The sequence below is a fragment of the Mesorhizobium amorphae CCNWGS0123 genome, from assembly GCF_001686985.1.
Classification (GTDB): Bacteria; Pseudomonadota; Alphaproteobacteria; order Rhizobiales; family Rhizobiaceae; genus Mesorhizobium; species Mesorhizobium amorphae.
The window spans coordinates 2,786,675-2,812,207 of record NZ_CP015318.1 but is presented as its reverse complement, the minus strand read 5'-3'; the positions used below and the strand labels follow the sequence as shown (position 1 = coordinate 2,812,207).

26 protein-coding genes are annotated in these 25,533 nt (G+C 63.6%); 8 read left to right on the top strand and 18 right to left on the bottom strand.

Translation table 11 applies throughout. From position 1 onward, the window contains the following. Window positions 1–94: 94 nt before the first annotated feature. On the bottom strand, window positions 95–2,878 hold the full coding sequence (locus A6B35_RS13005) for a DUF2339 domain-containing protein (RefSeq protein WP_006202241.1): 2,784 nt from the start codon (window positions 2,876–2,878) through the stop codon (window positions 95–97). A 262-nt stretch (window positions 2,879–3,140) separates the two neighbouring features. Between A6B35_RS13005 and A6B35_RS13000 the strand changes: the two genes are divergently transcribed. Next, the gene (locus tag A6B35_RS13000; protein ID WP_006202240.1) at window positions 3,141–3,605 is read left to right on the top strand and encodes an NUDIX hydrolase; all 465 of its coding nucleotides are present in this window, start codon (window positions 3,141–3,143) and stop codon (window positions 3,603–3,605) included. A gap of 9 nt (window positions 3,606–3,614) precedes the next feature. Here A6B35_RS13000 and recO read toward each other — a convergent pair whose 3' ends face one another. Next, window positions 3,615–4,376: a DNA repair protein RecO gene (gene recO / locus A6B35_RS12995; protein ID WP_006202239.1), complete on the bottom strand. Its 762-nt coding sequence runs from the start codon at window positions 4,374–4,376 to the stop codon at window positions 3,615–3,617. A 245-nt stretch (window positions 4,377–4,621) separates the two neighbouring features. On the opposite strand from recO, the gene A6B35_RS12990 reads away from it, so the two are divergent. Then, window positions 4,622–5,422 carry a CPBP family intramembrane glutamic endopeptidase gene (locus tag A6B35_RS12990; protein ID WP_006202238.1) on the top strand — a complete coding sequence of 267 codons (801 nt, stop codon included), beginning with the start codon at window positions 4,622–4,624 and terminating at the stop codon, window positions 5,420–5,422. 57 nt (window positions 5,423–5,479) lie between these two features. Here A6B35_RS12990 and era read toward each other — a convergent pair whose 3' ends face one another. The 6 genes from era to A6B35_RS12960 form a co-directional block, all read right to left on the bottom strand. Further along, a complete protein-coding gene (era, locus tag A6B35_RS12985) occupies window positions 5,480–6,412 on the bottom strand; it encodes a GTPase Era (RefSeq protein WP_006202237.1) in 933 nt (310 codons plus the stop codon). 69 nt (window positions 6,413–6,481) lie between these two features. Then, the gene (gene rnc / locus A6B35_RS12980; protein ID WP_040582775.1) at window positions 6,482–7,237 is read right to left on the bottom strand and encodes a ribonuclease III; all 756 of its coding nucleotides are present in this window, start codon (window positions 7,235–7,237) and stop codon (window positions 6,482–6,484) included. Between the two features lie 2 nt (window positions 7,238–7,239). Then, window positions 7,240–7,989, bottom strand: coding sequence for a signal peptidase I (gene lepB, locus A6B35_RS12975; protein WP_040582773.1), 750 nt, complete (start codon window positions 7,987–7,989; stop codon window positions 7,240–7,242). 77 nt (window positions 7,990–8,066) lie between these two features. Beyond that, window positions 8,067–8,480 carry a holo-ACP synthase gene (acpS, locus tag A6B35_RS12970; RefSeq protein ID WP_006202234.1) on the bottom strand — a complete coding sequence of 138 codons (414 nt, stop codon included), beginning with the start codon at window positions 8,478–8,480 and terminating at the stop codon, window positions 8,067–8,069. Then, a complete protein-coding gene (locus A6B35_RS12965) occupies window positions 8,477–9,061 on the bottom strand; it encodes a DUF2062 domain-containing protein (RefSeq protein ID WP_040582772.1) in 585 nt (194 codons plus the stop codon). Before A6B35_RS12965 ends, acpS begins: the two co-directional genes overlap by 4 nt. 205 nt (window positions 9,062–9,266) lie before the next feature. Continuing rightward, entirely contained in the window at window positions 9,267–9,782 is a 516-nt protein-coding gene (locus tag A6B35_RS12960; protein ID WP_006202232.1) for a DUF417 family protein, read from the bottom strand. A gap of 83 nt (window positions 9,783–9,865) precedes the next feature. On the opposite strand from A6B35_RS12960, the gene A6B35_RS12955 reads away from it, so the two are divergent. Beyond that, window positions 9,866–10,369 (top strand): MarR family winged helix-turn-helix transcriptional regulator, encoded by a 504-nt coding sequence (locus A6B35_RS12955; RefSeq protein WP_006202231.1) that lies wholly within the window; start codon window positions 9,866–9,868, stop codon window positions 10,367–10,369. 113 nt (window positions 10,370–10,482) lie between these two features. Here A6B35_RS12955 and A6B35_RS12950 read toward each other — a convergent pair whose 3' ends face one another. From A6B35_RS12950 to rpoZ, 4 genes are all read right to left on the bottom strand, one after another. After that, on the bottom strand, window positions 10,483–10,863 hold the full coding sequence (locus tag A6B35_RS12950; RefSeq protein ID WP_006202230.1) for a VOC family protein: 381 nt from the start codon (window positions 10,861–10,863) through the stop codon (window positions 10,483–10,485). 81 nt (window positions 10,864–10,944) lie between these two features. Continuing rightward, entirely contained in the window at window positions 10,945–11,523 is a 579-nt protein-coding gene (gene pyrE, locus A6B35_RS12945) for an orotate phosphoribosyltransferase (RefSeq protein ID WP_006202229.1), read from the bottom strand. Between the two features lie 24 nt (window positions 11,524–11,547). Then, window positions 11,548–13,776, bottom strand: a complete 2,229-nt coding sequence (locus A6B35_RS12940; protein ID WP_006202228.1) for a RelA/SpoT family protein — start codon at window positions 13,774–13,776, stop codon at window positions 11,548–11,550. 111 nt (window positions 13,777–13,887) lie between these two features. Beyond that, window positions 13,888–14,289: a DNA-directed RNA polymerase subunit omega gene (gene rpoZ, locus A6B35_RS12935; protein ID WP_006202227.1), complete on the bottom strand. Its 402-nt coding sequence runs from the start codon at window positions 14,287–14,289 to the stop codon at window positions 13,888–13,890. A gap of 315 nt (window positions 14,290–14,604) precedes the next feature. On the opposite strand from rpoZ, the gene A6B35_RS12930 reads away from it, so the two are divergent. Beyond that, entirely contained in the window at window positions 14,605–15,186 is a 582-nt protein-coding gene (locus A6B35_RS12930; RefSeq protein ID WP_006202226.1) for a LabA-like NYN domain-containing protein, read from the top strand. Then, window positions 15,183–15,854 carry a uracil-DNA glycosylase gene (locus A6B35_RS12925; RefSeq protein ID WP_006202225.1) on the top strand — a complete coding sequence of 224 codons (672 nt, stop codon included), beginning with the start codon at window positions 15,183–15,185 and terminating at the stop codon, window positions 15,852–15,854. The genes A6B35_RS12930 and A6B35_RS12925 overlap by 4 nt, the downstream gene beginning before the upstream one ends. Window positions 15,855–15,861: 7 nt before the next feature. Here the strand turns inward: A6B35_RS12925 and A6B35_RS12920 are convergent, their stop codons facing one another. Then, window positions 15,862–16,878, bottom strand: a complete 1,017-nt coding sequence (locus A6B35_RS12920) for a zinc-binding alcohol dehydrogenase family protein (RefSeq protein WP_006202224.1) — start codon at window positions 16,876–16,878, stop codon at window positions 15,862–15,864. Between the two features lie 112 nt (window positions 16,879–16,990). On the opposite strand from A6B35_RS12920, the gene A6B35_RS12915 reads away from it, so the two are divergent. Then, the gene (locus A6B35_RS12915; protein ID WP_006202223.1) at window positions 16,991–17,353 is read left to right on the top strand and encodes a winged helix-turn-helix transcriptional regulator; all 363 of its coding nucleotides are present in this window, start codon (window positions 16,991–16,993) and stop codon (window positions 17,351–17,353) included. 55 nt (window positions 17,354–17,408) lie between these two features. Here A6B35_RS12915 and A6B35_RS12910 read toward each other — a convergent pair whose 3' ends face one another. The 3 genes from A6B35_RS12910 to dapA form a co-directional block, all read right to left on the bottom strand. Next, window positions 17,409–18,131: a glycoside hydrolase family 25 protein gene (locus tag A6B35_RS12910; protein WP_006202222.1), complete on the bottom strand. Its 723-nt coding sequence runs from the start codon at window positions 18,129–18,131 to the stop codon at window positions 17,409–17,411. Between the two features lie 91 nt (window positions 18,132–18,222). Then, a complete protein-coding gene (gene smpB / locus A6B35_RS12905) occupies window positions 18,223–18,702 on the bottom strand; it encodes an SsrA-binding protein SmpB (RefSeq protein ID WP_006202221.1) in 480 nt (159 codons plus the stop codon). Window positions 18,703–18,727: 25 nt separating this feature from the next. After that, window positions 18,728–19,609 carry a 4-hydroxy-tetrahydrodipicolinate synthase gene (dapA, locus tag A6B35_RS12900; RefSeq protein ID WP_006202220.1) on the bottom strand — a complete coding sequence of 294 codons (882 nt, stop codon included), beginning with the start codon at window positions 19,607–19,609 and terminating at the stop codon, window positions 18,728–18,730. A gap of 293 nt (window positions 19,610–19,902) precedes the next feature. Here dapA and A6B35_RS12895 point away from each other — a divergent pair, with 293 nt between their 5' ends. Continuing rightward, complete coding sequence (locus A6B35_RS12895) at window positions 19,903–21,948, top strand: lytic transglycosylase domain-containing protein (protein WP_065518192.1); 2,046 nt, start codon at window positions 19,903–19,905, stop codon at window positions 21,946–21,948. 85 nt (window positions 21,949–22,033) lie between these two features. After that, window positions 22,034–22,933 (top strand): alpha/beta fold hydrolase, encoded by a 900-nt coding sequence (locus A6B35_RS12890; protein ID WP_006199674.1) that lies wholly within the window; start codon window positions 22,034–22,036, stop codon window positions 22,931–22,933. A gap of 58 nt (window positions 22,934–22,991) precedes the next feature. On the opposite strand, the gene A6B35_RS12885 is transcribed toward A6B35_RS12890, so the two are convergent. After that, the gene (locus tag A6B35_RS12885) at window positions 22,992–24,071 is read right to left on the bottom strand and encodes a tyrosine-type recombinase/integrase (RefSeq protein ID WP_006199675.1); all 1,080 of its coding nucleotides are present in this window, start codon (window positions 24,069–24,071) and stop codon (window positions 22,992–22,994) included. A gap of 239 nt (window positions 24,072–24,310) precedes the next feature. Beyond that, window positions 24,311–25,465 (bottom strand): porin, encoded by a 1,155-nt coding sequence (locus A6B35_RS12880; RefSeq protein ID WP_006199676.1) that lies wholly within the window; start codon window positions 25,463–25,465, stop codon window positions 24,311–24,313. Window positions 25,466–25,533 lie beyond the last annotated feature (68 nt).

Genomic DNA, 25,533 nt, shown 5'->3' with positions numbered 1-25,533 from the left:
TGAACGCGCCTTCACGGCGCGGCGCAAGCGGCCAGCGCGAAGCGGTCGGCGCTCCAGTCACCCAAGCAAAGGAATAACGTTGGTAGCGAGCGATTTATTCCCGGATGGGAGTGGAATCTGCCTGTTCCTGCTTGTCTTTATCCGCGTCCTTGGCTGCCCTCGTCAGCAGCCGCTGGTAGAACAGACCGATGCCGATCAGCACAGCGCCGAGACCGATGAAGGACAGCGCGCGCAACACGCCTTCCAGCTCCGACATGTCGAAGAGGAAGACCTTCAGCACGGCAATCGCAATCAGCGCCGCCGAGGCGATGCGCAGCACCTGCGACTTCAGCCAGACGCCGGCGGTGAGCAACGCCACGCCGATGGCGAGCCACAGCGCCGAATAGGTGTAGGTCTCGAGCTGGCCAAGCCCGCTCCACAGGCCGATGAACTCGCCCTTGAACAGCCGCCTGACCGACAGCGTGGCGTAGGCCAGGGCAAGCATGGCCGCCACCACGGCCAGCATCTGCGCATACCATTTCGGCCGCTTGTCCCTGGCGTAGAGCGCCAGTCCCCCGGCGGCGACCGCCGGCAGGAGATAGGCGAGGAACAACAGGTTGAACACCGGGATCCGGCCAGTCGATTCGTCTGACAACAATGGATTCAGCACGACGAAATGCCGGATAACGATGAAGGCGACCGAAACCACACCGGCGGCCATCGAACCATAGCGCAGCACCGAGCTTGGCGAGCGCATGTCGATGGCGACCAGGATGGCGCCGGCGCCGATGGCGATCAGCGTGTAGATCGCCTGTTCGGCGAGCGTCATCGCACCCGTGTCGATGACGCCGCCATGCATGGCGTGGCGCACCAGCATGGCGAGCGTGAGCAGCGCAAACAGCGCCGCCGCTGCTTCCATGGCCAGGCGCGGCCGGCCATTGGTGGTGCGGGCCAGTTGCCAGGCGGCGAAGCCGAAGGCCAGCGCCGGCACGCCATATCCAAGCAGCAGCCAGTTGAAGACCGGCGTCGTCGACAGCAAACCGGCACCGACGATCGTCGGGTCGAAGGCGACGCGGCCGAGCACGGCGATGACCGCGGCGACCGAGATCCAGCCGAGCACCGGATAGGACCGCCAGCGCGTCGCCAGCGCCGGCACGATGGCCGCGGCGCCAATGAGAACGGTGGTCCAGCCGGAGCCGAAAGCCATATGCAGCATCAGCAGGCCGGCGACCGCCGCGCCACCAAGCGCGAAAGACACGGAAGCGCCGCCCTTGAGCGGCGGCTCTTCGGCGCGCGCGATCCACTCGCCGCCGGCAGCGAAGACGACGACCAGAAGAGCAGCAACCGCAGCGTAGAGAAGATCGCGATCGAGATTGCCGAAGGTGAACCAGAGCGCCAGCAGAACGACCAGCGGGGCGATGGAGCCCCATGCCGCCCAGGACGCGGCGCGGATCGGCATAGAGGCCGCCCATCGACGCGCGGCCCAGAAGCCGGCGGCGATGAACAGCAGGCCAAGTCCGATGCCGATGTTGCGCGTCAAGGCATCGGACACCACCGCCGGCTGGCCGTCGACGCCGAGGCTGCCGCCGACAAAATCTGACCCTATGGAGGTCGGCGGGATGATGCCGAGATAGATCATCACCGTGACCAGCCCGGCGGCATGGAGAAGCGGCAGCGCTGTTGGCCGATAGAGCGCGACGGCCAGCATGGCGGCGAGCAGAACCGCGCCCGGCAAGGCATAGCCGGCGGCGGCGAAGGCCGGATCGACGGACAGGCCCAGTGCCGAAAAGGCGACGAAGAAAGCCGGCGCGATGGACGGCCAGTCGAACGGGCTTGCGGGCCCTGCCTCGTCGCGGCGACCGAGCCAGACGAAGGCGAGCAAGGCAAGCGTGACGGCATTGATGAACAGGACGGTGGAGAGGTTCACGCCGGGCGCTTCGGTCATGTAGAAGATGGTCCAGATGCCGGTGCCGGCGAAGGCCGCGGCCATCAGCAACTTCCAGTCGCGCATGCGGGCGATGACGCCGGTGGCGGCGAGCACAACGCTTAGATAGCCGAACAGCGCCCAGGGATTGGGCGCCTCGGCGGCGACAAGCGCCGGCGTCACCATGGCGCCGACCAGGCCGATGCCGGCCAGCGCCTGGCCGTGAACCAAGGCGGCGGCGATCGTCGCCACGCCAATGACGCCAAGCAAGGTGAAGGCGACCGTTGGACCGATGAAGCCGTAAATGCCATGTGCGGCATAGACGGTGCCGAACAGGATAAAGGCGCCGGCGGCCGTCAGGATCGCCGGGATATAGGCGCCGGCAGCGCCCTGCACCGGCACCTTGAAGCCGGTGCGGCGGATGAACTCGGCACCGGCGATCAGTACCAGGCCGAGGAGCGCGGCCATGGCGAGCCGCACGCCGGGGCCGAAAATGCCGGCCTCGATGGTGTAGCGGATCAGGAACAGCCCACCCAATGCCAGCGCGATACCGCCGACCCAGACCGCCCAGCGGGTGCCGAGCGCCGTCTCGACGTCGGTCTGGCGCGCGGCCTTTGCCGCCGCCGGCTCGGCGGGCTCTGCCGCCGGCTTCGCCTCGTCCTTGTCCCACGGTCCGGCCACGACACCGCCGCTTGCAGCCTCGGCTGGGACTGCCGGTGTCTCTGCCGAAACGGCGTCGCTCGCCGGTGAGGCGGCAAGATCGGCAACTGCAGCAGCTGCCGGGGCAGCATCTGCGGGCTTGCCGTCGGTCGCCACCTGTTCGGCTGGCTTGGCGGCAGACGGCACCGCACTCGAAAGCACGAGGCTGCGCAGCGCGCCGAGTTCGCGTTCGATCAGGCCGATGCGGCTTTGCTGGCGCGAAATGATGACGAACAGGGCGATGATGGCGGCAAGGCCGATCAGGCTCTCAAACATGGCGGCTCCCCCAAACCAGGCCAGTTGTCACTGACAAATGCGGCGGCCGGACGGCCGGTCCCTAGGCTCAACGCACTGCCAGATGGGTGGCAGGAAAGATCGAGCATGTTTCGTCGGCAAATGCCAGCGGCTTAAAGCCTTTATCCCTTACCGTCGCGTCGAAAAGGACCTGGGATGGGCTGACAAGGAGGTTGCCTGCCGCCAGCTGCCAAATACTCGTGGTATCCTCGGCTGCTCGCGGCAAAAGCGATGGGGATTGTCGATGCCGAATCGAAGTGCAGGCCTGCTGATCTACAGGAGAAACGCCGGCATTCTCGAGTTTCTGCTGGTCCATCCCGGCGGCCCGTTCTGGGCAAGAAAGGATGACGGCGCGTGGTCGATCCCCAAGGGGCTTGTCGGCGAGAACGAAAGTGAACTGGCGGCCGCACAACGCGAGGCCGAAGAGGAACTCGGCTTCGCGATCGATGGACATTTCGAGCCTGTCGGCAGCTATCGTCAACCGGGCGGCAAGATCGTGATCGCATGGAGCGTCGAAGCGGAGGTCGACGCAGACGCTATCAGAAGCAACATGTTCACGATGGAGTGGCCGCCAAGGTCCGGCTCGATGAAGGAGTTTCCAGAAGTGGACAAAGCCGGCTGGTTTTCTTTGCCGGAGGCCGGCCTCAAGATCCTGAAAGGCCAGCGCGCCATCCTTGACGATTTCGTGGAGCGGCAGAAAGCCGGTTAAACGCTTCCGCTACTGTCCGGCAACCTCCACGGCAATTGCCTTGCCAGGCAGATGGTGCTTGCGCAGCGCTGCAAGGAAGCCTGCACGGGCATCGGGCGGCTCGAGGCCGCGCGGCTCGTAGACGTGGCGGGTGAAGAAGAAGCCGGTCAGCCTGAAGGCGTCTTCTAGCGCCGCCTGGTCGGCGCGGGGGCCTGAGCGCTGAAGGAAGGCCGGCAGCGCCAGCATCTTGTCGTGCCAGGCAGCACCAGCAGCGCGCGAGACGGCCCGGCCGGATTTCGGCGAGACATAGGCGAGATCCTGCCTTGTTCCGGTCGCGGCGCACTGGCTGAGATCGAGGCCGAAGCCGAGCTCGTCGAGGATGAGCAGTTCGAAACGCGCCGCCAGTTCGCCGGCGGCGTCGGCATCGTCGAGATGGGCGATCATCACGGCCAGCGTCTCGTAGAGGCCGCCATGGGCGTCGCGTTCGGGCAGCAGGCGCAGATGCGCGGCCATGGTCTGCAGGCCGTAGACGGCCACCGCGCTGTCCATCAGCCGTGCGGCGTTCATCTCGATCGCCTCGGCCTGGAAGGTGCCGAGATGCTCGTCGAGCCGCGCCCGCCAGAGCAGGTCGACGCGGTTGCCGGGCTGCAGCACCGGCTGTTGCTTGCGCGAGCGGCCGCCGCGCACCAGGCCGAGATGGCGGCCATGGGCGCGCGTCATCACCTCGAGGATGGCGCTGGTTTCGCCATGCTTGCGGGTGCCGAGAATGATTCCCTCGTCGCGCCATTCCATGACGGGAGCTTGTCACCGATCGGACGGCGAAATCAAGATTGGACCGGGCCGGGCCCGGGGAATGCTGCCAATGGCAAATATCGGAAATCGATCGGAAAGCGCTCGGGATTTTTGACCGCGCTGGCGGCAGTAAGCACAGGTTGACCGACCGCCGAACAATTCGACCGGCTCGTTCCAGATGCATGTCGACCGATCGGGCAGCCCGGCGACCTCTCGTGACCACCTGCCCGCTGAGAGGACCCGACATGACTTCCTTCCTGGACCTGGTGCGAAGGCACCAGTTGATATCCTTCTTTTCGCTGACGCTCGGCCTGACCTGGCTGGCCTTCATCCCGTTCTGGCTGTCGAATGGCGACAGCATACCCTGGTTCACCTTCGGCCCGATCGTTTCCGGTTTCATCGTCGCGGCCCTGTCCGGCGGCTGGGGTTCGGTGAAGGCCATCCTTGCCTCGATGGTGAAATGGCGGGTGCATCCCTTCTGGTATCTGGTGGCGTTCGGCCTGCCGTTCGGAGCGCAGCTTGCTTCGACCCTGATAAACCCGCTGCTCGGCGCGGCAGCACCGGCGTGGGGCAACATTCCCGCCATGGCCGAGATGCTGCCGATCATCGCGCTTTATGCCGTCTTCAGCGGCCCGCTCGGCGAAGAGCCGGGATGGCGCGGCTTTGCGACGCCTCGCCTGCTTGCCAGTGATTCGGCGCTCACCGGCAGCCTCATCCTCGGCGTGATCTGGGCCGTCTGGCATTTTCCGCTTGGCCTGGTCGGCGACCTCTCGCTCTACAGCACGATCAACGTGGTGCTGGCGGCGGTGGTGTTCACCTGGCTCTACCAGAACACCGGCAGCGTGCTGCTCGCCTTCATCATGCACGTCACGCACCAGAACAGCGTGCGCTTCCTCGGCAAGGTGTTCGTCGATGGCGACTATGTGCAGCAGCAGTGGATCGGCGTTGCGATCTGGGCGGTGATCGCGGTCGCTATCGTCGCCTGCTATGGCACCGAAAGTTTTATCCGCCGTCCAAAGACGCAGCTTGCCGTCGCTGCGGGCTGAACAAAAACCGCAAAATGAGTGCGGCGCCCTTATCCGGGCGCCGCGTCTTTTTTGCCGTCAGTGCGGAAACTCCAACCCCATTTCGCGATAGCGCTCGGGGTCGTCGCCCCAGTTCTCGCGCACCTTGACGAACAGGAACAGGTGCACCTTCTGTTCGAGGATGCCTGCAATCTCCATGCGCGCCGCCTGGCCGATGGCGCGGATGGTCTCGCCCTTGTGGCCAAGCACGATCTTCTTCTGGCTGTCGCGCTCGACATAGATGGTCTGGTCGATACGCACCGAACCGTCCTTCTTCTCCTCCCATTTCTCGGTCTCGATATGGGAGGAGTAAGGCAGTTCCTGATGCAGCCTGAGATACAGTTTTTCGCGGGTGATCTCGGCCGCCAGCTGGCGCATCGGCAGGTCGGAGATCTGGTCCTCGGGATAATACCAGGGACCGGCCGGCAGCGTCTCCGCCAGATAGTCGAGCAGGTCCTTGCAGCCGGAGCCGGTCAGCGCCGAGACCATGAAGGTGCGCTTGAACGGCACGCGTTCGTTGGCGGCCGCGGCGAGTGCCAGCAGCGCCTCGTGTTTGACGCGGTCGACCTTGTTGAGGATCAGCACCATCGGCTGGCGCACATCCTTCAGCCGCTCGAGGATGGCGTCGGCATCGCCCCTGATGCCGCGCTCGGCATCGATCAGCAAAAGCACGACATCGGCATCCTTGGCGCCGCCCCAGGCGGTGGTCACCATGGCCGTGTCCAGCCGCCGCTTCGGCTTGAAGATGCCCGGCGTGTCGACGAAGACGATCTGCGCGTTCTCATGCGTGGCGATGCCGCGCACGATGGCGCGGGTGGTCTGCACCTTGTGGGTGACGATCGACACCTTGGCGCCGACCAGCTGGTTGACCAGCGTCGACTTGCCGGCATTGGGCGCGCCGATCAGCGCGACGAAACCGGAGCGCGTGGCGGGACCTTCTGTCGCCGGAGCGAGGTCTTCGGTGGCGGTCATGCCGCGCTCCCTTCATTAGAGCGCCGCGCGTCCTCTTGGACGCGCAAAGGACGCTCTAAGGCTTTCAATCTACGCATCGTGCTCTCCAAAAATCGATTCCGATTTTTGCGCCGATGCGACCCAGACGCCTTCGCGCATAAGCAGTGCTGCGGCGGCCGCCTGCTCGGCCTCTCGCTTGGAGCGGCCACTGCCAATGGCCGGCGCAAACTGGCCAACCTTGACGCTGACCGTGAACAGCGGATCGTGGTCAGGCCCTTCGCGGCCGTCGATGCGGTAGGCCGGCATGGCGCCCGCCGCCGCCTGATGCGCCCATTCCTGCAATTCGGTCTTGGCATCGCGACGAGCGGCGCCGATTGCCAGCGAGCGTGGCTGCCAGAATTTATGGATGAAGGCGCGAGCCGCCTCCAGGCCGCCGTCGAGATAGAGCACGGCGATCAGCGATTCCAGCGCATCGGCGCGCAAATTGACGCGCTTGCGCCCGTCGAGACCGCGCACGTCGGAACCGGCGCGGATCAGCTCCGGCAGGCCGATCTCCTCGGCGATCTCGGACAGCGCCTCGGCATTGACCAGGGCGTTCAGCCGAAGCGACAGTTCGCCCTCGGCGGCGTCCGGAAATGCCGCGAGCAGCATGTCGGCGACGACAAGGCCGAGAACGCGGTCGCCGAGGAACTCGAAGCGCTCATAGTCGACGCCGGCATGGGTGGAGCGGGCGCTGGCATGGGTCAGCGCGCGCTGCAGACGCTGGCGGTCGGCAAAGGCGTGGCCGGTGCGCTGCATGAGCGCTTCGGCGAGCGCATCGGCGGTCAACCGCTTTGTCGCCGCCATGCCTAGTCGACGAAGTTGAACAGGCGCGACACGCGCATCAGCGACGGCCATTTCCAGATCTCGAGCGGGCTGGCGCCGTCGGCGATCGAGAAGAAGATGATGTTGGCGCGGCCGACAAGATTCTCCTCCGGCACGAAGCCGACGGTGAAGCGGCTGTCGGAGGAATTGTCGCGGTTGTCGCCCATCATGAAATAATGGCCGGGCGGCACGTCGAATTCGCGCGTGTTGTCGCCGATCGAATTGGGCGTCAGGTCGAGCGTGTCATAGGAGACGCCGTTGGGCAGCGTCTCGCGATAGACGTCGACCGGGCCCTGGGCCTCGGTGATGTCAGGGTTGTCGATCTGTCCCGTCTTCACGCGCGGCACGGCGACGCCATTGATGAAGAGCTGACCGTCCTTGACCTGGATCTTGTCGCCCGGCAGGCCGACGACGCGCTTGATGTAGTCGACGGACGGGTCCGGCGGGAACTTGAACACCGCAACGTCGCCGCGCTTGGGCGCGGCGCCCCAGATGCGGCCCGAGAAGATGTCGGGGCCGAACGGCAGCGAATAGTGCGAATAGCCGTAGGACCATTTGGTGACGAACAGATAGTCGCCTTCGAGCAGGGTCGGCCGCATCGACCCGGACGGGATCGAAAACGGCTGGAACAGGAGCGTGCGGATGACCAGCGCAAGCACCAACGCCTGAATGATGACGCTGACGGTTTCGCCAAGCCCGCCGGATTTCTTCTCGGATTTTTCAGCCACCCTCATGTCGTCCTCGATTGTGCGTTGGATGGTATAGAGTCTCGGCGCGCGCTGGGCAACGTCATGCCGGTGGTCAGATGCAATCAATGTGGCGCTTGTTCGACGGGCAACGCCTCAATGATCACAAAGGCTTGAGCAAGCGGAAAATCATCGGTGATGGTGAGGTGGATTGACGCGCGGTGCCCCGCAGGCAGGATCTTGTCCAGCCTTGCGGCAGCACCGCCAGTCAACGCCATGGTCGGCTTGCCGCTGGCAAGGTTGACGACGCCCATGTCGCGCCAGAACACGCCTTGCGCCAGGCCGGTGCCCAGCGCCTTGGCACAGGCCTCCTTGGCGGCGAAGCGCTTGGCATAGGAGGCGGCGCGCCCGTGGCGAGCTTCTGAGCGGGCCTGCTCGACCTCGGTGTAGATGCGCTGGATGAAGCGCTGGCCGTGGCGCTCCAGCGACTTCTCGATGCGTCTGATATCGATCAGGTCGCTGCCGATGCCGATGATCATTCCGCGGGAACTTCCCGTCCGCCGTGCCTGGCCTTCTGCGCCCGCTCGTCCATGCGCCTCTTCCGTTGCTCGCGAAAGACCGTCATGCCCCAGCGGGTGATGCCGTAGAACACAAACCCGAAGACCAGGCCGAGCGGAACGGCACCGATCAGCATCGGCTCCAGCACCGGGTGCCACAACCTCGCAAACGAAAGCGTGTGCATCATTTCGCCAAGATGCTCAGGTGGCCCATGCTTTGGCAGGTGCTCGTGCAGGATCAGCTTGCCGGTCTCCCAGGATGCGCCCCACAGCAGTGGGAAAGTCAGCGGATTGCCGAAGAACACCGCGCCGAGCGCGGCAGCCACCAGATTGCCGGCGATCACCCAGCAAAGCACGGCGGCGATGACGAAGTGAAAGCCGAGCGGGAAGAACGAGGCGAAGACGCCGGCCGAGACACCGGCGGCGACCGCGTGCGGCGTTGCCTTCAGCCGCAGGATACGCTTGGAGAAATACTGAAGCGAACGCGAGAACGAGCGGCGCGGCCACAGATAGGTACGCACCCGCTCCAAAAGGCCATCAGGCTCGCGGCGTCGAAAAAGCACTCTGTTCCAGTTCCTGATTTGTCAACGCCGGCAACTCCGGCCATCCCGGCCGGGCACCACTGCCATATCTTGCGCTTTGAGGTCCCAAAGGCAACAACGACTTTGATATAGCGACGCCCAAGCCCCAAGACAACGAAACGCTGCCGCGATGCTCTGCCACAGGAGACGACTTCAGGGCGCCTGTATGGAAGGCGCGGCCCGACGATCAACTTTCCCGGTCGAGGTCGGATACGAGTTGCTGAAGGCTGCTCCCCAATATGACCAAGCTCACTCCGAGCAAGGCGACATCCTTGATCAGAAAGGCACCTAACCCGTTGAGGAAGGGAAACCCTCCGGATCCCGTTTCCCAAATCGGCAGGGTGAGCATTGTCGAGGACGTCAGCGCAAAGGTGACTGAACCGATGGCACCCCCCACGAGGCCAGCCCAGACGCTGCGGACAGATGCCACCAGCAGAAGCGCGGTGGCCAGTTCGACCACGCCCAAGAAGTAGGAGGCCCCCGCAAATCCGAGTGCGGGATAGAGCCATGCCAGCCAAGGCGTATTCTCGACGAATGGCCGAAGCGCCTCGATCTCGATTGCGGTGAATTTCAAAATGCCAATGAGCAGCAGAGGGAGCACCACCCCCAAAAGGGTTACCGCGCGACCGATGGCGGCGAGGCGATTGCCAGCTTTGTTGAGACGCGCCACGAACGGCGCGTTGGCGGTTGCAGAGGTAACCATAGCCTTCCTCCTTCGATTTGTATGCTCCAAGCATATAATAATTCGCCCTTGATGTATATGCTCCGAGCATATATTTTTTGCCGATGGCCGATTCCAAGATTGAAAATGTGATTGGCGCCCTGGCGCTCGCCTTTGCGGACACCTTGCAGCGAGACGCTCAAGCCAAAGCACCGGAGCCAGGCCCTGCGGCTTCGGCGATCACCCTGATTGGCCACGTACCGGGCCTGTCGATCGAGAGGCTGCGCCGCGCCTTGTCGCTGTCCCATTCGGGCACCGTTAGACTGGTCGATCGACTGGTCGCGGAAGGATTGGCGGCTCGGTTCTCGGCGCCTGACGACCATCGCGCGGTAGCGCTAAGGCTTACGCCTTTGGGCGAGACGACCTGCAGCGCTATCCTTGCTGCTCGTCAGACGGGGCTCGCGTCAGCGCTCGCCGTTCTAAGCTCGGAGGAGTTGCAGGAATTCGGCAAACTTGCCGCTAAGCTGCTGCGTGGGCTCGTCAGCACCGAGGACCATGCATACCGTGTTTGCCGGCTCTGCAACTATACCGCTTGCCTCGACTGCCCTGTGGAAGCCGAACTGGCCTGAGCTGTGGCTTTGGCAGACCAAGCTTTCGTCATACCTGGACGATGACCTAACCGCTGCGGCGGGTGTGAACAGGGTTGGCCGCAACCCGGCCTTGCCGATGCTTCGTTCCCGGGTTACCTGTTGTAATCGCTGACCTCGACGAGATTGCCGTCCGGATCGCGAAAGTAGACAGACATCATCGGGCCGCGGGCGCCGGTACGCTCGACCGGGCCGACTTCGACGGCAACGTTGTTGGCGGCGAGCCGGGCGCAGATTTCGGCAAGCGGCCTAGCGGCGACCAAGCAGAAATCGCCTGAGCCCGGCGTCGGCGCCTTGGCCTTCGGCTCGAAGGTCCGCCCGACCTCGTGCAGATTGATCTTCTGCGATCCAAACAGCAGCGCCGTTGGCCGGTTCGGCTCGTCGTGCCGCTTCATGCCAAGCACACGCTGGTAGAAGGCACAGCTGTCGTCCACCGAACGAACCGTCAGCACGAAATGGTCGATGCCGGCGATCATCACGGCGTCGCGGTCAGCGTGCGTCGCTCCCGAAGAGATTCAGGCGAAGCGCTCAAGTGCTTGTTTTCATGCATGGCGACATCAGATGTTGCGGCTGCCGGGCTTGACGGCCGGTATGGCGGCGAGTTCGGGCGGCAGCCGGTCGGCCGGATAGGCAGGAACCTCATATTCGGCCAGCGCGATCAGCGGGACGCCGACATCGGTCTTGCCGGCCGAACGGTCGATGATGCAGGCGGCCGCCACCACCTCGGCGCCAAGCTCACGCAGGCAGTCGATGGTCTCGCGGATCGACAGGCCGGTGGTGACGATGTCCTCGACGATGACGACGCGCGATCCCCTGGCGATTTCGAAGCGGCGCAGCCTGAACTCGCCCCCTTCCCGCTCGACCCAGATCGCCGGCGCGCCGAGATGGCGCGAGGTCTCATAGGCCGGGATCAATCCGCCGATCGCCGGGCCGACGACATAGTCGATGCGGCCGGGCACGCCCTTGCGGATCTTTTCGGCCAGCGCACTGCACAGGCGCTCGGTCTTGTCGGCATGCATGAAGACGCGGGCCTTCTGCAGGAAGACCGGGCTGCGCAAGCCCGACGTCAGGATGAAATGGCCTTCGAGAACGGCGCCGGCCTCGCGGAAAATGCCCAGCACTTCGTCGGTATTCATCCTGCCTTGTCCCTAAAAAGATTGTCAGCCATTGACGCGCCGCGCATCGCTGACGCTCGAATTGTCCTTGAGCTGCGACAGCAGCCGGTTGAGGTGCTTCAGATCCCAGACTTCGAGATCGATCAGCATTTCGGTGAAGTCGGGCGCGGTGCGCACCATAGACAATGTATGGATGTTGGCGTCGTTGGAGGCAACGACCTGGGCGATGTCGGCGAGCGAGCCCGGCGCGTTGATGGCGGTGACCGAGACGCGGGCCGGGAACCGCTCCTTGGTGCGCTCGTCAATGTCCCAGCGCACGTCGATCCAGCGCTCGGGCTGGTCGTCGAAGGCCTGCAGAGCCGGCGACTGGATCGGATAGATGGTAATGCCGGTTCCCGGCTGGACGATGCCGACGATGCGGTCGCCGGGCACCGCGCCTTCCGGCGCGAAGCGTACCGGCAGGTCGCCGCGGACGCCGCGGATGGGAACTGCGCCGTCGCGCGGCTGGTCCTTGTCCTTGCGTGCCGCGCGGCCCGGGATCTGGAACAGCATGCCGGCGGCATTGCGGATCTTCGACCAGCCTTCCTCGCGCTGCTTGGGCGCGGCAACAGTGACGCGTTCGTCCTTGTAGTCGGGGAACACCGCTTTCATGACATCGGTCGAGGCGAGTTCGCCGCGGCCGACCGAGGCCAACACGTCCTCGATGTCCTTGCGCGCCAGCCGGTGTAGCACCGGCTTCAGGCCTTCCTTGGTGAAGCTCTTGCCGGCGCGCTCGAAGGCGCGTTCGAGGATACGGGCGCCGAGACCCGAATACTGCTTGCGGATGGCATTCTTGGTGGCACGGCGGATGGCGGATCGCGCCTTGCCGGTGACGACCACCGATTCCCAGGCCGCCGGCGGCACCTGCGCCTTGGAGCGGATGATCTCGACCTCGTCGCCGTTCTTCAATTCGGTCATCAGCGGCATGATGCGGCCGTTGACCTTGGCGCCGACGCAGGTGTCGCCGACATCGGTGTGCACGGCATAGGCGAAGTCGATGGGCGTCGCGCCGCGCGGCAACGCGATCAGCATGCCCTTTGGCGTGAAGCAGAACACCTGGTCCTGGAACAGTTCCAGCTTGGTGTTCTCGAGGAAATCCTCGGGATTGTCGCCTTCGGCCAGCTGCTCGATGGTGCGCCGCAGCCAGGCATAGGCGTTGGTCTCCTTCGAGATCGCGTGGGCGGCACCGTTCGTCTTGCCGCCGGTGTCCTTGTAGATCGAATGCGCGGCAACGCCATATTCGGCGATCTTGTTCATCTCGCGGGTGCGGATCTGCAGTTCGACGCGCTGGCGCGACGGGCCGACGATGGTGGTGTGGATCGAGCGGTAGTCGTTCTGCTTCGGCGTCGAGATGTAGTCCTTGAAGCGGCCGGGCACCATCGACCAGGCGGTGTGGATGGCGCCGAGCGCGCGGTAGCAGTCCTCGACCGTATCGACGACGACGCGGAAGCCGAAAATGTCGGACAGCTGCTCGAAGGACAGCGCCTTGGCCTCCATCTTGCGGAACACCGACCACGGCTTCTTCTGGCGACTTTTCACGCCGGCCTTGATCGCATGCTTTTCGAACAGGGTGGACAGCGACTTCTCGATCTCGGACAGCACGCCCTTGTTGCGCTCGAAGATCTCGGCCAGCCTGGCGGTGACGGCGCGGTAGGCTTCCGGATTGATGTAGCGGAAGGCGATCTCCTCCAGCTCCTCGCGCATGCCTTGCATGCCCATGCGCCCGGCCAGCGGCGCATAGATGTCCATTGTCTCCTCGGCGATGCGCAGGCGCTTGGCTTCCGGCACATGGTCGAGGGTGCGCATGTTGTGCAGGCGGTCGGCGAGCTTGACCAGAAGCACGCGCACGTCTTCCGAGATCGCCAGGAGCAGCTTGCGCAAATTCTCCGCCTGCTCGGCCTTCTTGGAGACAAGGTCGAGCTTCTTCAGCTTGGTCAGGCCCTCGACCAGCTTGCCCATTTCCGGGCCGAACAGTTCGTCGATCTCGGCCCGGGTCGCGGTGGTGTCCTCGATCGTGTCGTGCAGCAAGGCAACGGCGATCGTCGCCTCGTCCATATGCATTTCGGTGAGGATGGCGGCGACTTCGAGCGGATGCGAGAAATAAGGATCGCCGGAAGCGCGCTTCTGATGGCCATGCTTCTGCATGGCATAGACGTAGGCCTTGTTGAGCAACGCCTCGTTGACGTCAGGCTTGTAGCGCTGGACGCGCTCGACAAGCTCATACTGACGCATCATGGGCGGGATCTCGCGGTGCTGAAATGAATCATGCGCCGAATATGCATCCGGCGCATGTCATAGATAGCCACGAAACTGCCGACGCGAAAGTGTCGGCAGCGTCGGCGAAGATCAATAGTCGTCGCTTTTTTCCGGCGGGACCAGGCCTTCGATGCCGGCAAGCAGGTCTTCCTCGGTCATGCGGTCGAAAGCGATGTTGTCCTCGGCGTCGTCGGCATCGGTCGCCGCAACGGCGGTGCCGGTCTGATCGGCGATCACCTCGCCGTCGGCTTCCGGCTCGTCGACCTCGACATGCTTCTGCAGCGAGTGGATCAGGTCTTCCTTGAGATCGTCGGGCGACAGCGTCTCGTCGGCGATCTCGCGCAGAGCGATGACCGGGTTCTTGTCGTTGTCGCGCGGCACGGTGATCTGCGCGCCCTGGCTGATCTGGCGGGCGCGGTGGCCGGCCAGGAGCACGAGTTCGAAGCGGTTGTCGACCTTGTCGATGCAATCTTCAACGGTTACGCGGGCCATGAATTGCCCCTTTCAGCCTGGATTTGATGGAAAACAGGCGCGGTCCATAACCCGAACGCCGCCGAAATACAAGCTTCTTGGCAATACACGCCCCTGGCCCGGGCGGAAGACGGATCGGTACCAGATCTGGCGACACGCCTGGCAGCGACGATTGCGCACCGATCACAATTGCTTGCAATGCGGCAATGCAGCTTGGATTGCCGTAAAACTGGCGCTATCTCGGATAAGGAAGGCCATAAGGTCTATTTTCAGAGACCGGCCGATAGTCACGCACGCATTTAGACGACCGCCTATTTTCGAAAAGGAAATTTTTCCATGTTCGACCCTCGTGAGAAAATCGCCCTTTTCATCGACGGCGCCAATCTCTACGCCACCTCGCGGGCGCTGGGTTTCGACATCGACTATCGCAAGCTTCTGTCGAGCTTCCAAAAGCGCGGCTATCTGCTGCGCGCCTACTATTACACGGCGCTGGTCGAGGATCAGGAATATTCCTCGATCCGGCCGCTGATCGACTGGCTCGACTACAACGGCTTCAAGGTGGTGACCAAGCCGGCCAAGGAATTCACCGACTCGACCGGCCGCCGCAAGATCAAGGGCAATATGGACATCGAACTGACCGTCGATGCGCTGGAACTCGCCGATGTCGTCGACCACTACGTTATCTTCTCCGGCGACGGCGATTTCCGCACCCTGGTCGAGGCGCTGCAGCGGCGCGGCCGCAAGGTCTCGATCGTCTCGACCATGGCCTCGCAGCCGCCGATGATCTCCGACGATCTGCGCCGCCAGGCCGATCATTTCATGGACCTGATGACACTGAAGAACGAAGTCGGCCGCGATCCGTCCGAGCGGCCGGTGCGCCGGCCCGAGCCGGCCGAAGTCGACGAGGACGATTTTTGACGGCGGCGGCCTTGGTCGCCGCTACCTCCCCCGAACCCGGCCGCGACTGCCCGCTCTGCCCGCGGCTGCATGATTTCATCGCCGACTGGCGGCAACGCGAACCGTCCTGGTTCAACGCGCCGGTGCCGACCTTTCTGCCGCCCGAAGGCGAGGATGCCGTCAGGCTTTTGATCGTCGGCCTGGCGCCCGGCCTGCGCGGCGCGAACCGGACGGGGCGCCCCTTCACCGGCGACTATGCCGGCGACCTGCTCTATTCGACGCTGATCGCGCACGGTCTTGCACGCGGCGAGTTCAAGGCGCGGCCGGATGACGGGCTGCAACTCGTCGGCACCGCGATCACCAATGCGGTGCGCTGCGTGCCGCCGGAAAACAAGCCGGTGGGTGCGGAGATCGCCACCTGCCGGACATTCCTGGTGCCGACCATCGCGCGCTTCCCAAACCTGCGCGCCGTGCTGGCGCTGGGCTCGATCGCGCATCAGTCGACGGTGCGGGCACTAGGACAGCGCGTCGCCACCTATCCGTTCAAACATGGCGGACAGCTACAAGCCGGCGGCATCACGCTGTTTTCCAGCTATCACTGCTCGCGCTACAACACCAACACCGGTGTTTTGACCGAAGCGATGTTCGTCAAGGTTTTCAGCGAGATCGCGGAATTCCTGCGGAGCTAACGCCGGCCTATAAGAACCCCTCCAGCACGATCTTGCCTTTGGCCTTGCCGGTCTCGATCAGCGCATGGGCGCGCTTCAAATTGGCGGCATTGATAGTGCCGAATGTCTCACCCAGCGTGGTGCGGATAGTACCGTCGTCGACAAGCCGTGCCAGTTCGTTGAGATGCTCGCCCTGCGCGGCCATGTCCTGCGTCTCGTATAGCGAGCGGGTGAACATCAGTTCCCAATGGACCGAAACGCTCTTGCGCTTGAACGGATTGATGTCGAGCGTCTGGGGGTCGTCGATCAACCCGAAACGGCCCTGCGGTGCGATCAATTCGGCGATGTCGGCCAAATGCTTGTCGGTATTGGTCGTCGAGAACACAATGGCCGGCGCGCCGATCTCGAGGGGCGCGACTTGAGCGGCGAGTGGCCTCGAATGGTCGATGACATAATGAGCACCAAGCCCGAGCACCCAGTCGCGCGTCTCGGGCCGCGATGCGGTAGCGATCACCGTCAGATCGGTCAGTTGGCGCGCAAGCTGCACCGTGATCGAGCCGACGCCGCCGGCGCCGCCAATGATCAAGATGGCGTTCGCGGCACCGGTGACAGGTTTCTTGACATCGAGGCGGTCGAAGAGCGCCTCCCAGGCGGTGATCGCGGTCAATGGCAGCGCCGCAGCCTGCGCATAGCTGAGCGAACCCGGTTTGCGGCCGACAAGGCGCTCATCGACGAGATGGAACTCGGCATTGGTGCCTTGCGGCGCGAGCGCACCCGAATAAAAGACGTCGTCTTCGGGCTTGAACAGGCCGGCGTCTGGCCCCGTGGCGACGACCCGACCGGCAGCGTCCCAACCAAGCACGCGCCAGCTTCCGACTTCGGGTTTGGCGCTTTTGCGGATCTTGGTGTCGACCGGATTGACCGAGATCGCCTTCACCTCGACCAGCAGTTGGCGGCCTTTCGGCTCCGGCTTCGGCAGGTCGATATCGACGAGGGACGCCTCATCAGTGATGGGGGCTGGTATCTTATAGCCGACGGCGCGCATTCTGGTTTCTCCGCGATTGCTGTTGAGCGTTGTCTGGAGCAGAGATGCGGATTATGTGCGCAAAGTGCAAGAATGCACATATAAAGCACATAGTGTCGAAAAGGATACCGTCATGCCGCGCATTCGCCATGAGCGATTCGATTGCAGCCCCGGCTGCACCGTCGAGGGCACGCTCCGCTATATCGACGGAAAATGGAAAGGCGTCGTGCTTTACCATCTGTTGGAAAGCACACTGCGCTTCAACGAGATCCGCCGGCGTATCCCGAATTGCACGCAGCGCATGCTGACCAACCAGCTTCGCGAGATGGAGGCGGATGGGCTGATTGCCCGCAAGGTCTATGCCGAGGTGCCGCCGAAGGTGGAATACAGCCTGACCCAGCGCGGCAAGAGCCTGGAGCCGGTAGTCACAGCGCTCAAAGCCTGGGGTGACGCGAATGTGACGATTGATCCGCAGAGGTCACAAGCGGCGGCGTGAGCGCAGCATTCCTACAGCACAGGTGTTCTGACGGCAGCAATGTTCCTGAATCTGTTCAAGGAGATCGCAGCGTTTCTGCAGAGAAGAGTTCGGCCAGCTTTTCCTGCCCGCCCTGCAGGACGTTCAGGTCGACATCGCCGCTGATGCCATCGACGCGACCCCTGTTGTGGTATTGCCAGTAAATCCAGTCGTCATGGCCCGGCCACAGCGCCAGTGAACGGACCCAGCGCCGGCGGCTGGCGATCTGTCCGGAATAGGCATCCGCCGCCTCGTCGATCAGATAGATGATCGCCGGCTTACCGAAGGCTGCTTCCACCGGACCGAGGAAAGCCTGGAGTTCGGCGTTCAACTGTTCGGGCGACGGCCGTTTCGGGCAATTGCCTCCGAATTCGATATCCACAACCGGCGGCAGCAGCGGCCCGTCACGCGGCACCACCGAGATGAAGTTCTTCGCCTGGTCGGCGCCCGGCCGACAGAAGGTGAAGAAGTGATAGGCGCCGACCGCGAGCCCGGCGGCGCGGGCCTCGCGCAAATTAGCGGCGAAGGCATCGTCGACATGATCACCGCCTTCGGTCGCCTTGATGACGGCAAAGGCGACATCGTCGGCGGCTACGCGCCGCCAATCGATCTGGTGCTGATGATGGGAAACGTCGATGCCCCTGACCGGATATCTGTCGCGGTCCGGCGAGAAGGTGCGGAAGTAGAGAAACCCACCCGCTGCGACGAGACCCGCAAGGACCAAGCCAGCCGCGCCCCAGAGGATGATCCGGTTCTTCAAGACTATCCCCTGTTGCGCTTCTCTGGCTCCGCTGTTCGAAACTTGAAAGCCAAACGCTTGGGGCTTTTTTCAGGCTATCGCCTGATGTTTCTCACCCACGTTCCTTCAGCAGCCGGCCCTTCTCGCGCGACCAGTCGCGCTGCTTTTCGGTCTCGCGCTTGTCGTGCAGCTTCTTGCCGCGGCCGACGGCGAGCAAGAGCTTGGCGCGGCCCTGGTCGTTGAAATAGATCTTCAGCGGCACCAGCGTCATGCCTTCGCGGTCGACGCTCTGCGACAGCTTCGCCATCTCGCGCTTGTTGAGCAACAGCTTGCGGCGCCGGCGCGGCTCGTGGTTGAAGCGGTTGGCCTGCAGATACTCCGGCAGATAGGAGTTGATCAGCCAGATCTCGCCGCCCTCGACCGAGGCGTAGCTGTCCTGGATGTTGGCCTGGCCCTGGCGCAGCGACTTGACCTCGGTGCCGGTCAGCACCAGGCCGGCCTCGATCGTGTCGAGCACCTCATAGGAAAACCGCGCCTTGCGGTTTTCCGCAACGGTCTTGTTGTTGGGATCGGCTTTTCTGACTTGATTCATGATGTGGAGAGGTGGCGCCTCATCCCTAATTTATCAAGCCGGCGTGCTTCATGGCCTGATCGATCTTCTCGGCGGTCGAAGCCTCGATCGTCACCAGCGGAGAGCGCACGACGTTTTCGACCTTGCCCAGCTTCGACAGCGCGTACTTGGCGCCGCACAGGCCAGGCTCGATGAAGATCGCCTTGTGCAGTGGCAGCAAACGGTCCTGCAGGTCGAGCGCCCTGGCGCTATCGCCGGAAAGGGTGGCTTCCTGGAATTCGGCGCACAACCTCGGCGCGACATTCGACGTCACCGAGATGCAGCCGACGCCGCCATGGGCGTTGAAGCCGAGTGCGGAGGCGTCCTCGCCGGAAAGCTGGATGAAATCCTTGCCGCAGGTGGCGCGCTGCTCGGAAACGCGCTCGACCTTGCCGGTGGCATCCTTGACGCCGACGATGTTCTTGAAGTCGTGTGCCAACTGGCCCATCGTCTCCGGGCTCATGTCGATCACCGAGCGCGGCGGGATGTTGTAGATGATAATCGGCAGGCTGGTCGCCTTGGCGACGGCGGCGAAATGCGCATAGAGACCGCGCTGCGTCGGCTTGTTGTAATAGGGCGTGACGACGAGAGCCGCATCGGCGCCCGCCTTCTCGGCATATTGCACCAGCCCGACGGCCTCTTCGGTGTTGTTGGAGCCGGCACCGGCGACGACCGGAACGCGCCCGTTGGCGACCTCGATGCACACTTTGACGACCTGGCGATGCTCGTCATGCGACAGCGTCGGCGACTCGCCGGTGGTGCCGACGGGCACCAGCCCAGTTGTGCCTTCGGCGAGCTGCCATTCGACGAACGCGCGAAAGGCTTTCTCGTCGAAACGCCCGCTCTTTTCGAACGGTGTCACGAGCGCGGTCAGCGAGCCTCTCAGCATGTCGTCCAACTCCTTGGGACTTCGTTGGTTTATGCATGTCGCGGTCCCAAAACCGGTATCCACTTTTGGGCGACATGCATTGGTGTTTTGTCGGTCGGTCTATAGTGCGCGCCTTCTAGCCGAAAGCGAAGCCGCGCACCATAGTCTCGACATTGTTGCGCGGCAAGCATTGCCATGGTGCCAGCGGGCGCAATTCGAACGACCTCGACAACCTTTCATTCACGTGCTCTTCACGACCTAAGTCTAGGCTTCGAGGCGTCTCAGCCTTGCTGGTAGTGCGTAAGGACAAGATAATGCCGACCCGGCGGCCTCATCGTTTCGCGCTTCTGGGCGCCACGCTCGCGCTGATCCCGGGCATGGCGATCGGCGGTAGCGTCGATGTGCAACTGACGTCGGCGATCCCGATGCCCGACTTGCAGAGCCAGTCGGATCCGGGCCGACAGGATGCGCGCCCCTCGCCCAGCATCGCCCTGCTGAAGAGCGGCCTCGACAGGCTGGCGGCCAACGACATTGGCGGCGCGCGCCAGGTGCGCGAGGCACTGCCGGCCGATTCGCTCGACCGCCATATACTGGCCTGGGCGATCGCGCTCTATGGCGGCGACCAGGTGCCGAGCGGCGACATCGCCGACGCCGCCAAGATGCTGCCGAACTGGCCGGGCACGATCGCGCTGCGCAAGAACAGCGAGCGCGCGCTCTATCGCGAGAACCCCTCGCCGCAGACCGCGGTGAAGGCCTTCGACGGCAGCCAGCCGCTGACACCGGAAGGCGTGATTATCCTTGCCCGCTCCTATGTCGCGCTGGGCAATGCCAAGGCAGCGCGTTCGGTGCTGTCGCCATTCTGGCGCACGGAAAAGCTCGAGGCCAAGGACGAGACTGCGGTCACCAAGGAGTTCGGCGCGCTGATCCCGGCCGCCGACCATCGCTTCCGCATGGAGCGCATGTTCTATGCCGACAGGGTCAGCTCGGCGTTGCGCATCGCCGGCCTCGCCGGCGCCCAGCCGCTAGCCGATGCTTGGGCGGCCGTGTCCAAGGGCGACAAGAATGCGGCCAAGCTGCTGAATGCGGTGCCCGCCGCGCAGCGTTCGGCCGGCTATTTCTTTGCGCAGGCCGAATATCTGCGCAAGCAGCAGAAGTTTGCCGATGCGGCGGCCGTGGTGATGAAGGCGCCGAGCGACCGCGAGGCGCTGGTCGATCCAGACGCCTGGTGGGTGGAGCGCCGGGTGCTGGCGCGCGAGCTGGTCGACCAGGGCGACATGAAGACCGCCTACAGAATTGTCGCCGCGCATGCCGCCGAAAGTGCCGCCAACGCCGCCGAGGCCGAGTTCCATGCCGGCTGGTACGCGCTGCGCGGCCTCAACGATCCCGCCACCGCCGCCACGCATTTCGCGCGCATTGCCAACCTGGCGCAGGGGCCGATGTCGCTGTCGCGCGCCTATTACTGGCTCGGCCGCGCGGCAGAGGTCGGTGGCCCCGGCAACGCCAAGGACTTTTTCTCTCGCGCCGCCGCTTACGGCACCACCTTCTATGGCCAGCTTGCTGGCGAGCGCGTGGGCTTGAGGAGCCTCAACATCGCCTATCCCTCGCCGAGCGCCGCTGACCGACAGAACTTCGCGGCCCGAGAGGCCGTCAGCGCCATCAAGCGGCTGCAGGAGGCAGGCTACGACCGCTACGCCGAAACGCTCTACCGCGACCTCGCCGGGCAACTGACCAGTCCGGGCGAACTGGCGCTGCTCGCCGTGCTGGCGGAAAAGCAGGACAACCATTTCATGGCGCTGAAGATCGGCAAGATCGCCGGCGCGCGCGGCATCGATGTCGGGGCGCTGTCGCATCCGCTGGGCGTCATTCCCGACACCGCCAACATCTCCGGCTCGGGCAAGGCGCTGGCCTATGCGATTGCGCGCCAGGAAAGCGAGTTCAATGTCGGCGCCATCTCCAGCGCCGGCGCGCGCGGGCTGCTGCAATTGATGCCGGGCACCGCCAGGCAACTGGCGAAGAAGGCGGGACTGACATTTTCGCAGACCCGGCTGACCAGCGATGCCGGCTACAATGCGACCCTGGGCTCGGCTTTCCTCGGAGAGCAGCTCGAGCGCTTCGACGGCTCCTACGTGCTGACCTTCGCCGGCTACAATGCCGGTCCCAACCGCGCCGCCCAATGGGTGGCGAAGTACGGCGACCCGCGCGGCAAGGACGTTGACGCCGTCGTCGACTGGATCGAGCGGATTCCCTACACGGAAACAAGAAGTTACGTGCAGCGCGTGATGGAGAATTACGAGGTCTACAAGATGCGCATTTCAGGGAGGTACGACATCGTGGGAGATTTGGTGAACGGGCGGAGTTGAGGCCCTTCCTTCTCCATTTGACCGCCCCCTGCCCTCGGCTGTAGCAGTCGGAAACGATCCGACAACGGCGGGGAATCGAGTGCATATGCAAGATGACCAAGGTTTTTCCGATTTCTTCTACACCGCGCCGGACGGGCTCAGGCTGCATGCCCGCATCTACGGCGAGGCGAATTCGGGCCACTGGCCGGTCGTCTGCCTGCCCGGCCTGACCCGCAATGCGCGCGACTTTCATGAACTGGCGCTGCATCTGTCGAGGCAGGAGAAGAACCCACGAAAAGTCATCGCCTTCGACTATCGCGGGCGCGGGCAGTCCGCCTACGACCCCGATATTAGCCGCTATAATGTCGGTGTCGAAGCCGGTGACGTCCTCGCCGGCCTGGCGGGCCTCGGCATCGAGCAAGCGGCCTTCATTGGCACGTCGCGCGGCGGGCTGATCATTCATGTGCTCGGCGCGATTCGGCCGGCCGTGTTTAAGGCCATCGTGCTCAACGACATCGGCCCGGTGATTGAGGCCGAAGGCCTTGCCCATATCCGCTCCTATCTCGAGCGTGGACCAAGGCCGAAGACATTTGCCGCAGCGATCGACGCCCAGCGGCGAGCGCATGGTGGCGACTTTCCGGCGCTGACCGAAGCGGACTGGGAGCGGATGGTGTCAGCGCTCTATCGCGAGACGGACCAGGGGCTGCTGCCGGATTTCGACCCGCGGCTGGTCGACACGCTGGCCGGCCTCGACCCCAGCAAGCCGCTACCCGATCTTTGGCCGCAGTTCGAAGCGCTCGCCGCCGTGCCGCTGCTTGCCATACGCGGCGGCAACTCGAAGCTGCTATCGGCCGCGACGCTGGAAGAGATGCGAAAACGCCATCCCAGCATGGAGGCGATCACGGTCGATGGTCAGGGCCACGCGCCTTTCCTGGAAACCGGCGACCTGCCGGACGCGATCGCCGCATTCCTGGATCGGGTCGAACAGCAGGTTCAGGCAAAGTAAACCCCAAGACCAAGTCGGTCTCGGGGTCGTTATTGCAGTATAGGAAAGTTTGGCGGAGCTATTTGGCCTTGGAACTTTTCCCGGCCGCCTTGGCCGCCTTCGCCGTGCCCGCTTCACTCTTTTGCCTGGGCCCTGCCGATGTCGGCGTGGTCAGCGGAGACGAGAACGCCGAATTCTCCGTGCCGCCGGCCGTCCCTTCACTGCGCGGCGTTTCCAGCACGACGACGCAGCCATCGAGGTCGTTGGTGGCCAGATGGGCGTAGCGCATGGTCATCGAAAGCGTCTGGTGGCCGAGCCACATCTGGACGCGCCTGATGTCGATGCCGCCCTGGACGAGACGCGAAGCGCAGGTATGGCGCAGTATGTGGGGCACCACCTGTTCGTCGGCGCCGAGGCCGACCTCGGCTTTCGCATCGTTCCAGATGGCGCGGTACTGCGCCTGGCTGAGCTTGGTGAACGGACCCTTCGGCCGGCGACCTTCGGTGACCGGCAGCTTGATCACCTCCTTGACACGAGCCGTCATCGGAATGGTGCGGCTACGGCCGGACTTGGTGATCCAGAACGAGACGCGGTGTTCCTGGATGTCGTTCCAGATCAGCCCGAGCGCTTCGCCGAGGCGGCAGCCGGTGTCGACGAGGAAGACAGAAAGGCGGTAAGCATCCTCGCTGCGGCTTCTGATGGCCGCGAACAGCCTTGCCTCCTCGTCCTTTTCAAGGAAACGAATCCGTCCCGCCCGCTCCTTCTGGCGGCGGAACTCGGGCAGGCTGTGGATATCTCCCATCTTATGAGCCTTGCGCAACAGTTTGCTAAGGGCAGCCATCTTCCGGTTGATGGTTGCGTTGCTGTTGCCGCGCTGGCGCAAGGTGCCGATAAGGTTGTCCAGGGTGCTTTGGTCAAAGGCGCTGAAACGTTCCCCAAGGAGGATCTCGTCTATTTCGCCGATGAAGGAGCTGACATTGTATTTATGCCGCCCATCATCCCAAAGTATGTCTCGATAGGCTGAAAAAAGCTCTCCGACCCTATACGACTTTACTTCTCTTATCTTGTTAAAGCTGTATTTGATCTTTGCGCTTTGAGAAGAAAACATCGAAAAATGATCAGAGGGTGTTTCCTCTTGAATCGCTTCGGTCGTCATCATTCGCTGCAACCCCCGAATGGATAGATCAGCCCTATCCGCTTGGAGGCGCCCTTTCAAGAGTTTTGAATCACGCAGTTGTGATTTCACCCGCCCATCAACGGATCCCACGAAATCGTCCCACGGACTCTATTCAGCTACCGATACCCCCATCCTTTCGTTTGCGTTGACCCAGTCACGAAAACAATCCAGCCCGGGCGTTGATGCGCCCGGGCTGGATTTCACCTGTGTAGTACCAGCCCTTAGAACGAGCGCTGGAAGCGGAGCATGCCACCGATGGCGTCGTCGTCACGGGCATCGGTCCAGTCGGAGACGGTGTCGTCGCCAACGTTGATGTAGTCGACTTCAGCCGTGACCGTCAGGCCAGGGACGACGTCGTAGGCGATGTTCGCCGCGGCACCAAAGTTCTTGCCTTCGTCATAAGACAGCTGGACGTTGAACGAGGTCTTCTCGTTGATGGTGTAGGTACCACCGCCCCAGACTGCCCAGTTGCCGGACCACTGCTTGTAGAAGCCGCGACCGCCAGCGTCGATTGCGTTGTTCGCATCATCCAGCAGATTGTCGTCGGTGCCGTAGCCGCCGATGATGAACAGCGACAGGTTCTGCATCGGAGTGACGTCCAAGCGGACCTTGCCGGCCACTTCCTCGTAGTTGGCGTCATAAGCAACGACGCCGGTGATGGCGCCCCAGCCCTGCGTGTACTTCACGCCGCCGACGACATGCGGAACGTAGCTGTCGATGGTGCCGACGACGCCAGCGCCTTCTTCGAGCGAGAGGACGGCGGAGAAGCCGTTGCCTGCATCGAAGTAGTACTGGACGACGTTGGTGTCGAAGCCGCCGTAGGGAACCAGCGTATCGTTGATGACGTTGCCGGCGTAGCCGATGAACGTATTGAAGGCCGATTCGTCCTTACCGACGCGCAGGCCACCGAGCTGGATCCAGGCGAAGTTCAGCGAGACGCTCTTCATGCCGGCCGGATTGCTATCGAAGGGCCCCGTCGTGGTGTCGGCGTGCCGATTGTTGTTGCCGAAGTTGAAACGGGTCTCGGTGTAGGTCTTCAACGTGCCGAGTTCGGTTTCCTGGCCGGTCCAGGTCTTGAAGGTGGCGCGGGCATTCTTGTACCAGGTGTCCTGCACGTCACCATCTTGGTGATCGACCGACTCCGCACCCGTGAACGCGCCGACGTCGCCCATACCGATGTCGTAACGGACATAGCCGCCGATGCGCAGGCAGGTTTCGGTGCCGGGGATGTAGAAGTAGCCCGAGCCGTAGACGTCGCAGATCTTGACGTATTCAGCCGGTTCCGGCTCGGCGACGACGACGGCGTCGGCGGCGCGCGCACCGGAAACTGCGATCAGGGCCGCAGCGGAGCCAAGGAGAAGGCTCTTGATGTTCATTTTCTGACCTCCAGTCAAAAGTTAAAAAACGGGTCTGGGTATTCTTTGCTGAAGGACAGCGTTCCCTG

Bases quoted from the DNA above. Each gene is read 5' to 3' on its own strand.
- dapA (WP_006202220.1), bottom strand. From the start codon at position 19,609: ATGCTGAGAGGCTCGCTGACCGCGCTCGTGACACCGTTCGAAAAGAGC.
- A6B35_RS13005 (WP_006202241.1), bottom strand. From the start codon at position 2,878: ATGTTTGAGAGCCTGATCGGCCTTGCCGCCATCATCGCCCTGTTCGTC.
- A6B35_RS13000 (WP_006202240.1), top strand. From the start codon at position 3,141: ATGCCGAATCGAAGTGCAGGCCTGCTGATCTACAGGAGAAACGCCGGC.
- A6B35_RS12880 (WP_006199676.1), bottom strand. From the start codon at position 25,465: ATGAACATCAAGAGCCTTCTCCTTGGCTCCGCTGCGGCCCTGATCGCA.
- era (WP_006202237.1), bottom strand. From the start codon at position 6,412: ATGACCGCCACCGAAGACCTCGCTCCGGCGACAGAAGGTCCCGCCACG.
- A6B35_RS12940 (WP_006202228.1), bottom strand. From the start codon at position 13,776: ATGATGCGTCAGTATGAGCTTGTCGAGCGCGTCCAGCGCTACAAGCCT.
- A6B35_RS12885 (WP_006199675.1), bottom strand. From the start codon at position 24,071: ATGATGACGACCGAAGCGATTCAAGAGGAAACACCCTCTGATCATTTT.
- A6B35_RS12930 (WP_006202226.1), top strand. From the start codon at position 14,605: ATGTTCGACCCTCGTGAGAAAATCGCCCTTTTCATCGACGGCGCCAAT.
- A6B35_RS12960 (WP_006202232.1), bottom strand. From the start codon at position 9,782: ATGGTTACCTCTGCAACCGCCAACGCGCCGTTCGTGGCGCGTCTCAAC.
- lepB (WP_040582773.1), bottom strand. From the start codon at position 7,989: ATGAGGGTGGCTGAAAAATCCGAGAAGAAATCCGGCGGGCTTGGCGAA.
- acpS (WP_006202234.1), bottom strand. From the start codon at position 8,480: ATGATCATCGGCATCGGCAGCGACCTGATCGATATCAGACGCATCGAG.
- A6B35_RS12915 (WP_006202223.1), top strand. From the start codon at position 16,991: ATGCCGCGCATTCGCCATGAGCGATTCGATTGCAGCCCCGGCTGCACC.
- A6B35_RS12955 (WP_006202231.1), top strand. From the start codon at position 9,866: ATGGCCGATTCCAAGATTGAAAATGTGATTGGCGCCCTGGCGCTCGCC.
- rpoZ (WP_006202227.1), bottom strand. From the start codon at position 14,289: ATGGCCCGCGTAACCGTTGAAGATTGCATCGACAAGGTCGACAACCGC.
- A6B35_RS12890 (WP_006199674.1), top strand. From the start codon at position 22,034: ATGCAAGATGACCAAGGTTTTTCCGATTTCTTCTACACCGCGCCGGAC.
- pyrE (WP_006202229.1), bottom strand. From the start codon at position 11,523: ATGAATACCGACGAAGTGCTGGGCATTTTCCGCGAGGCCGGCGCCGTT.
- A6B35_RS12950 (WP_006202230.1), bottom strand. From the start codon at position 10,863: ATGATCGCCGGCATCGACCATTTCGTGCTGACGGTTCGTTCGGTGGAC.
- A6B35_RS12990 (WP_006202238.1), top strand. From the start codon at position 4,622: ATGACTTCCTTCCTGGACCTGGTGCGAAGGCACCAGTTGATATCCTTC.
- rnc (WP_040582775.1), bottom strand. From the start codon at position 7,237: ATGGCGGCGACAAAGCGGTTGACCGCCGATGCGCTCGCCGAAGCGCTC.
- A6B35_RS12895 (WP_065518192.1), top strand. From the start codon at position 19,903: ATGCCGACCCGGCGGCCTCATCGTTTCGCGCTTCTGGGCGCCACGCTC.
- A6B35_RS12920 (WP_006202224.1), bottom strand. From the start codon at position 16,878: ATGCGCGCCGTCGGCTATAAGATACCAGCCCCCATCACTGATGAGGCG.
- smpB (WP_006202221.1), bottom strand. From the start codon at position 18,702: ATGAATCAAGTCAGAAAAGCCGATCCCAACAACAAGACCGTTGCGGAA.
- recO (WP_006202239.1), bottom strand. From the start codon at position 4,376: ATGGAATGGCGCGACGAGGGAATCATTCTCGGCACCCGCAAGCATGGC.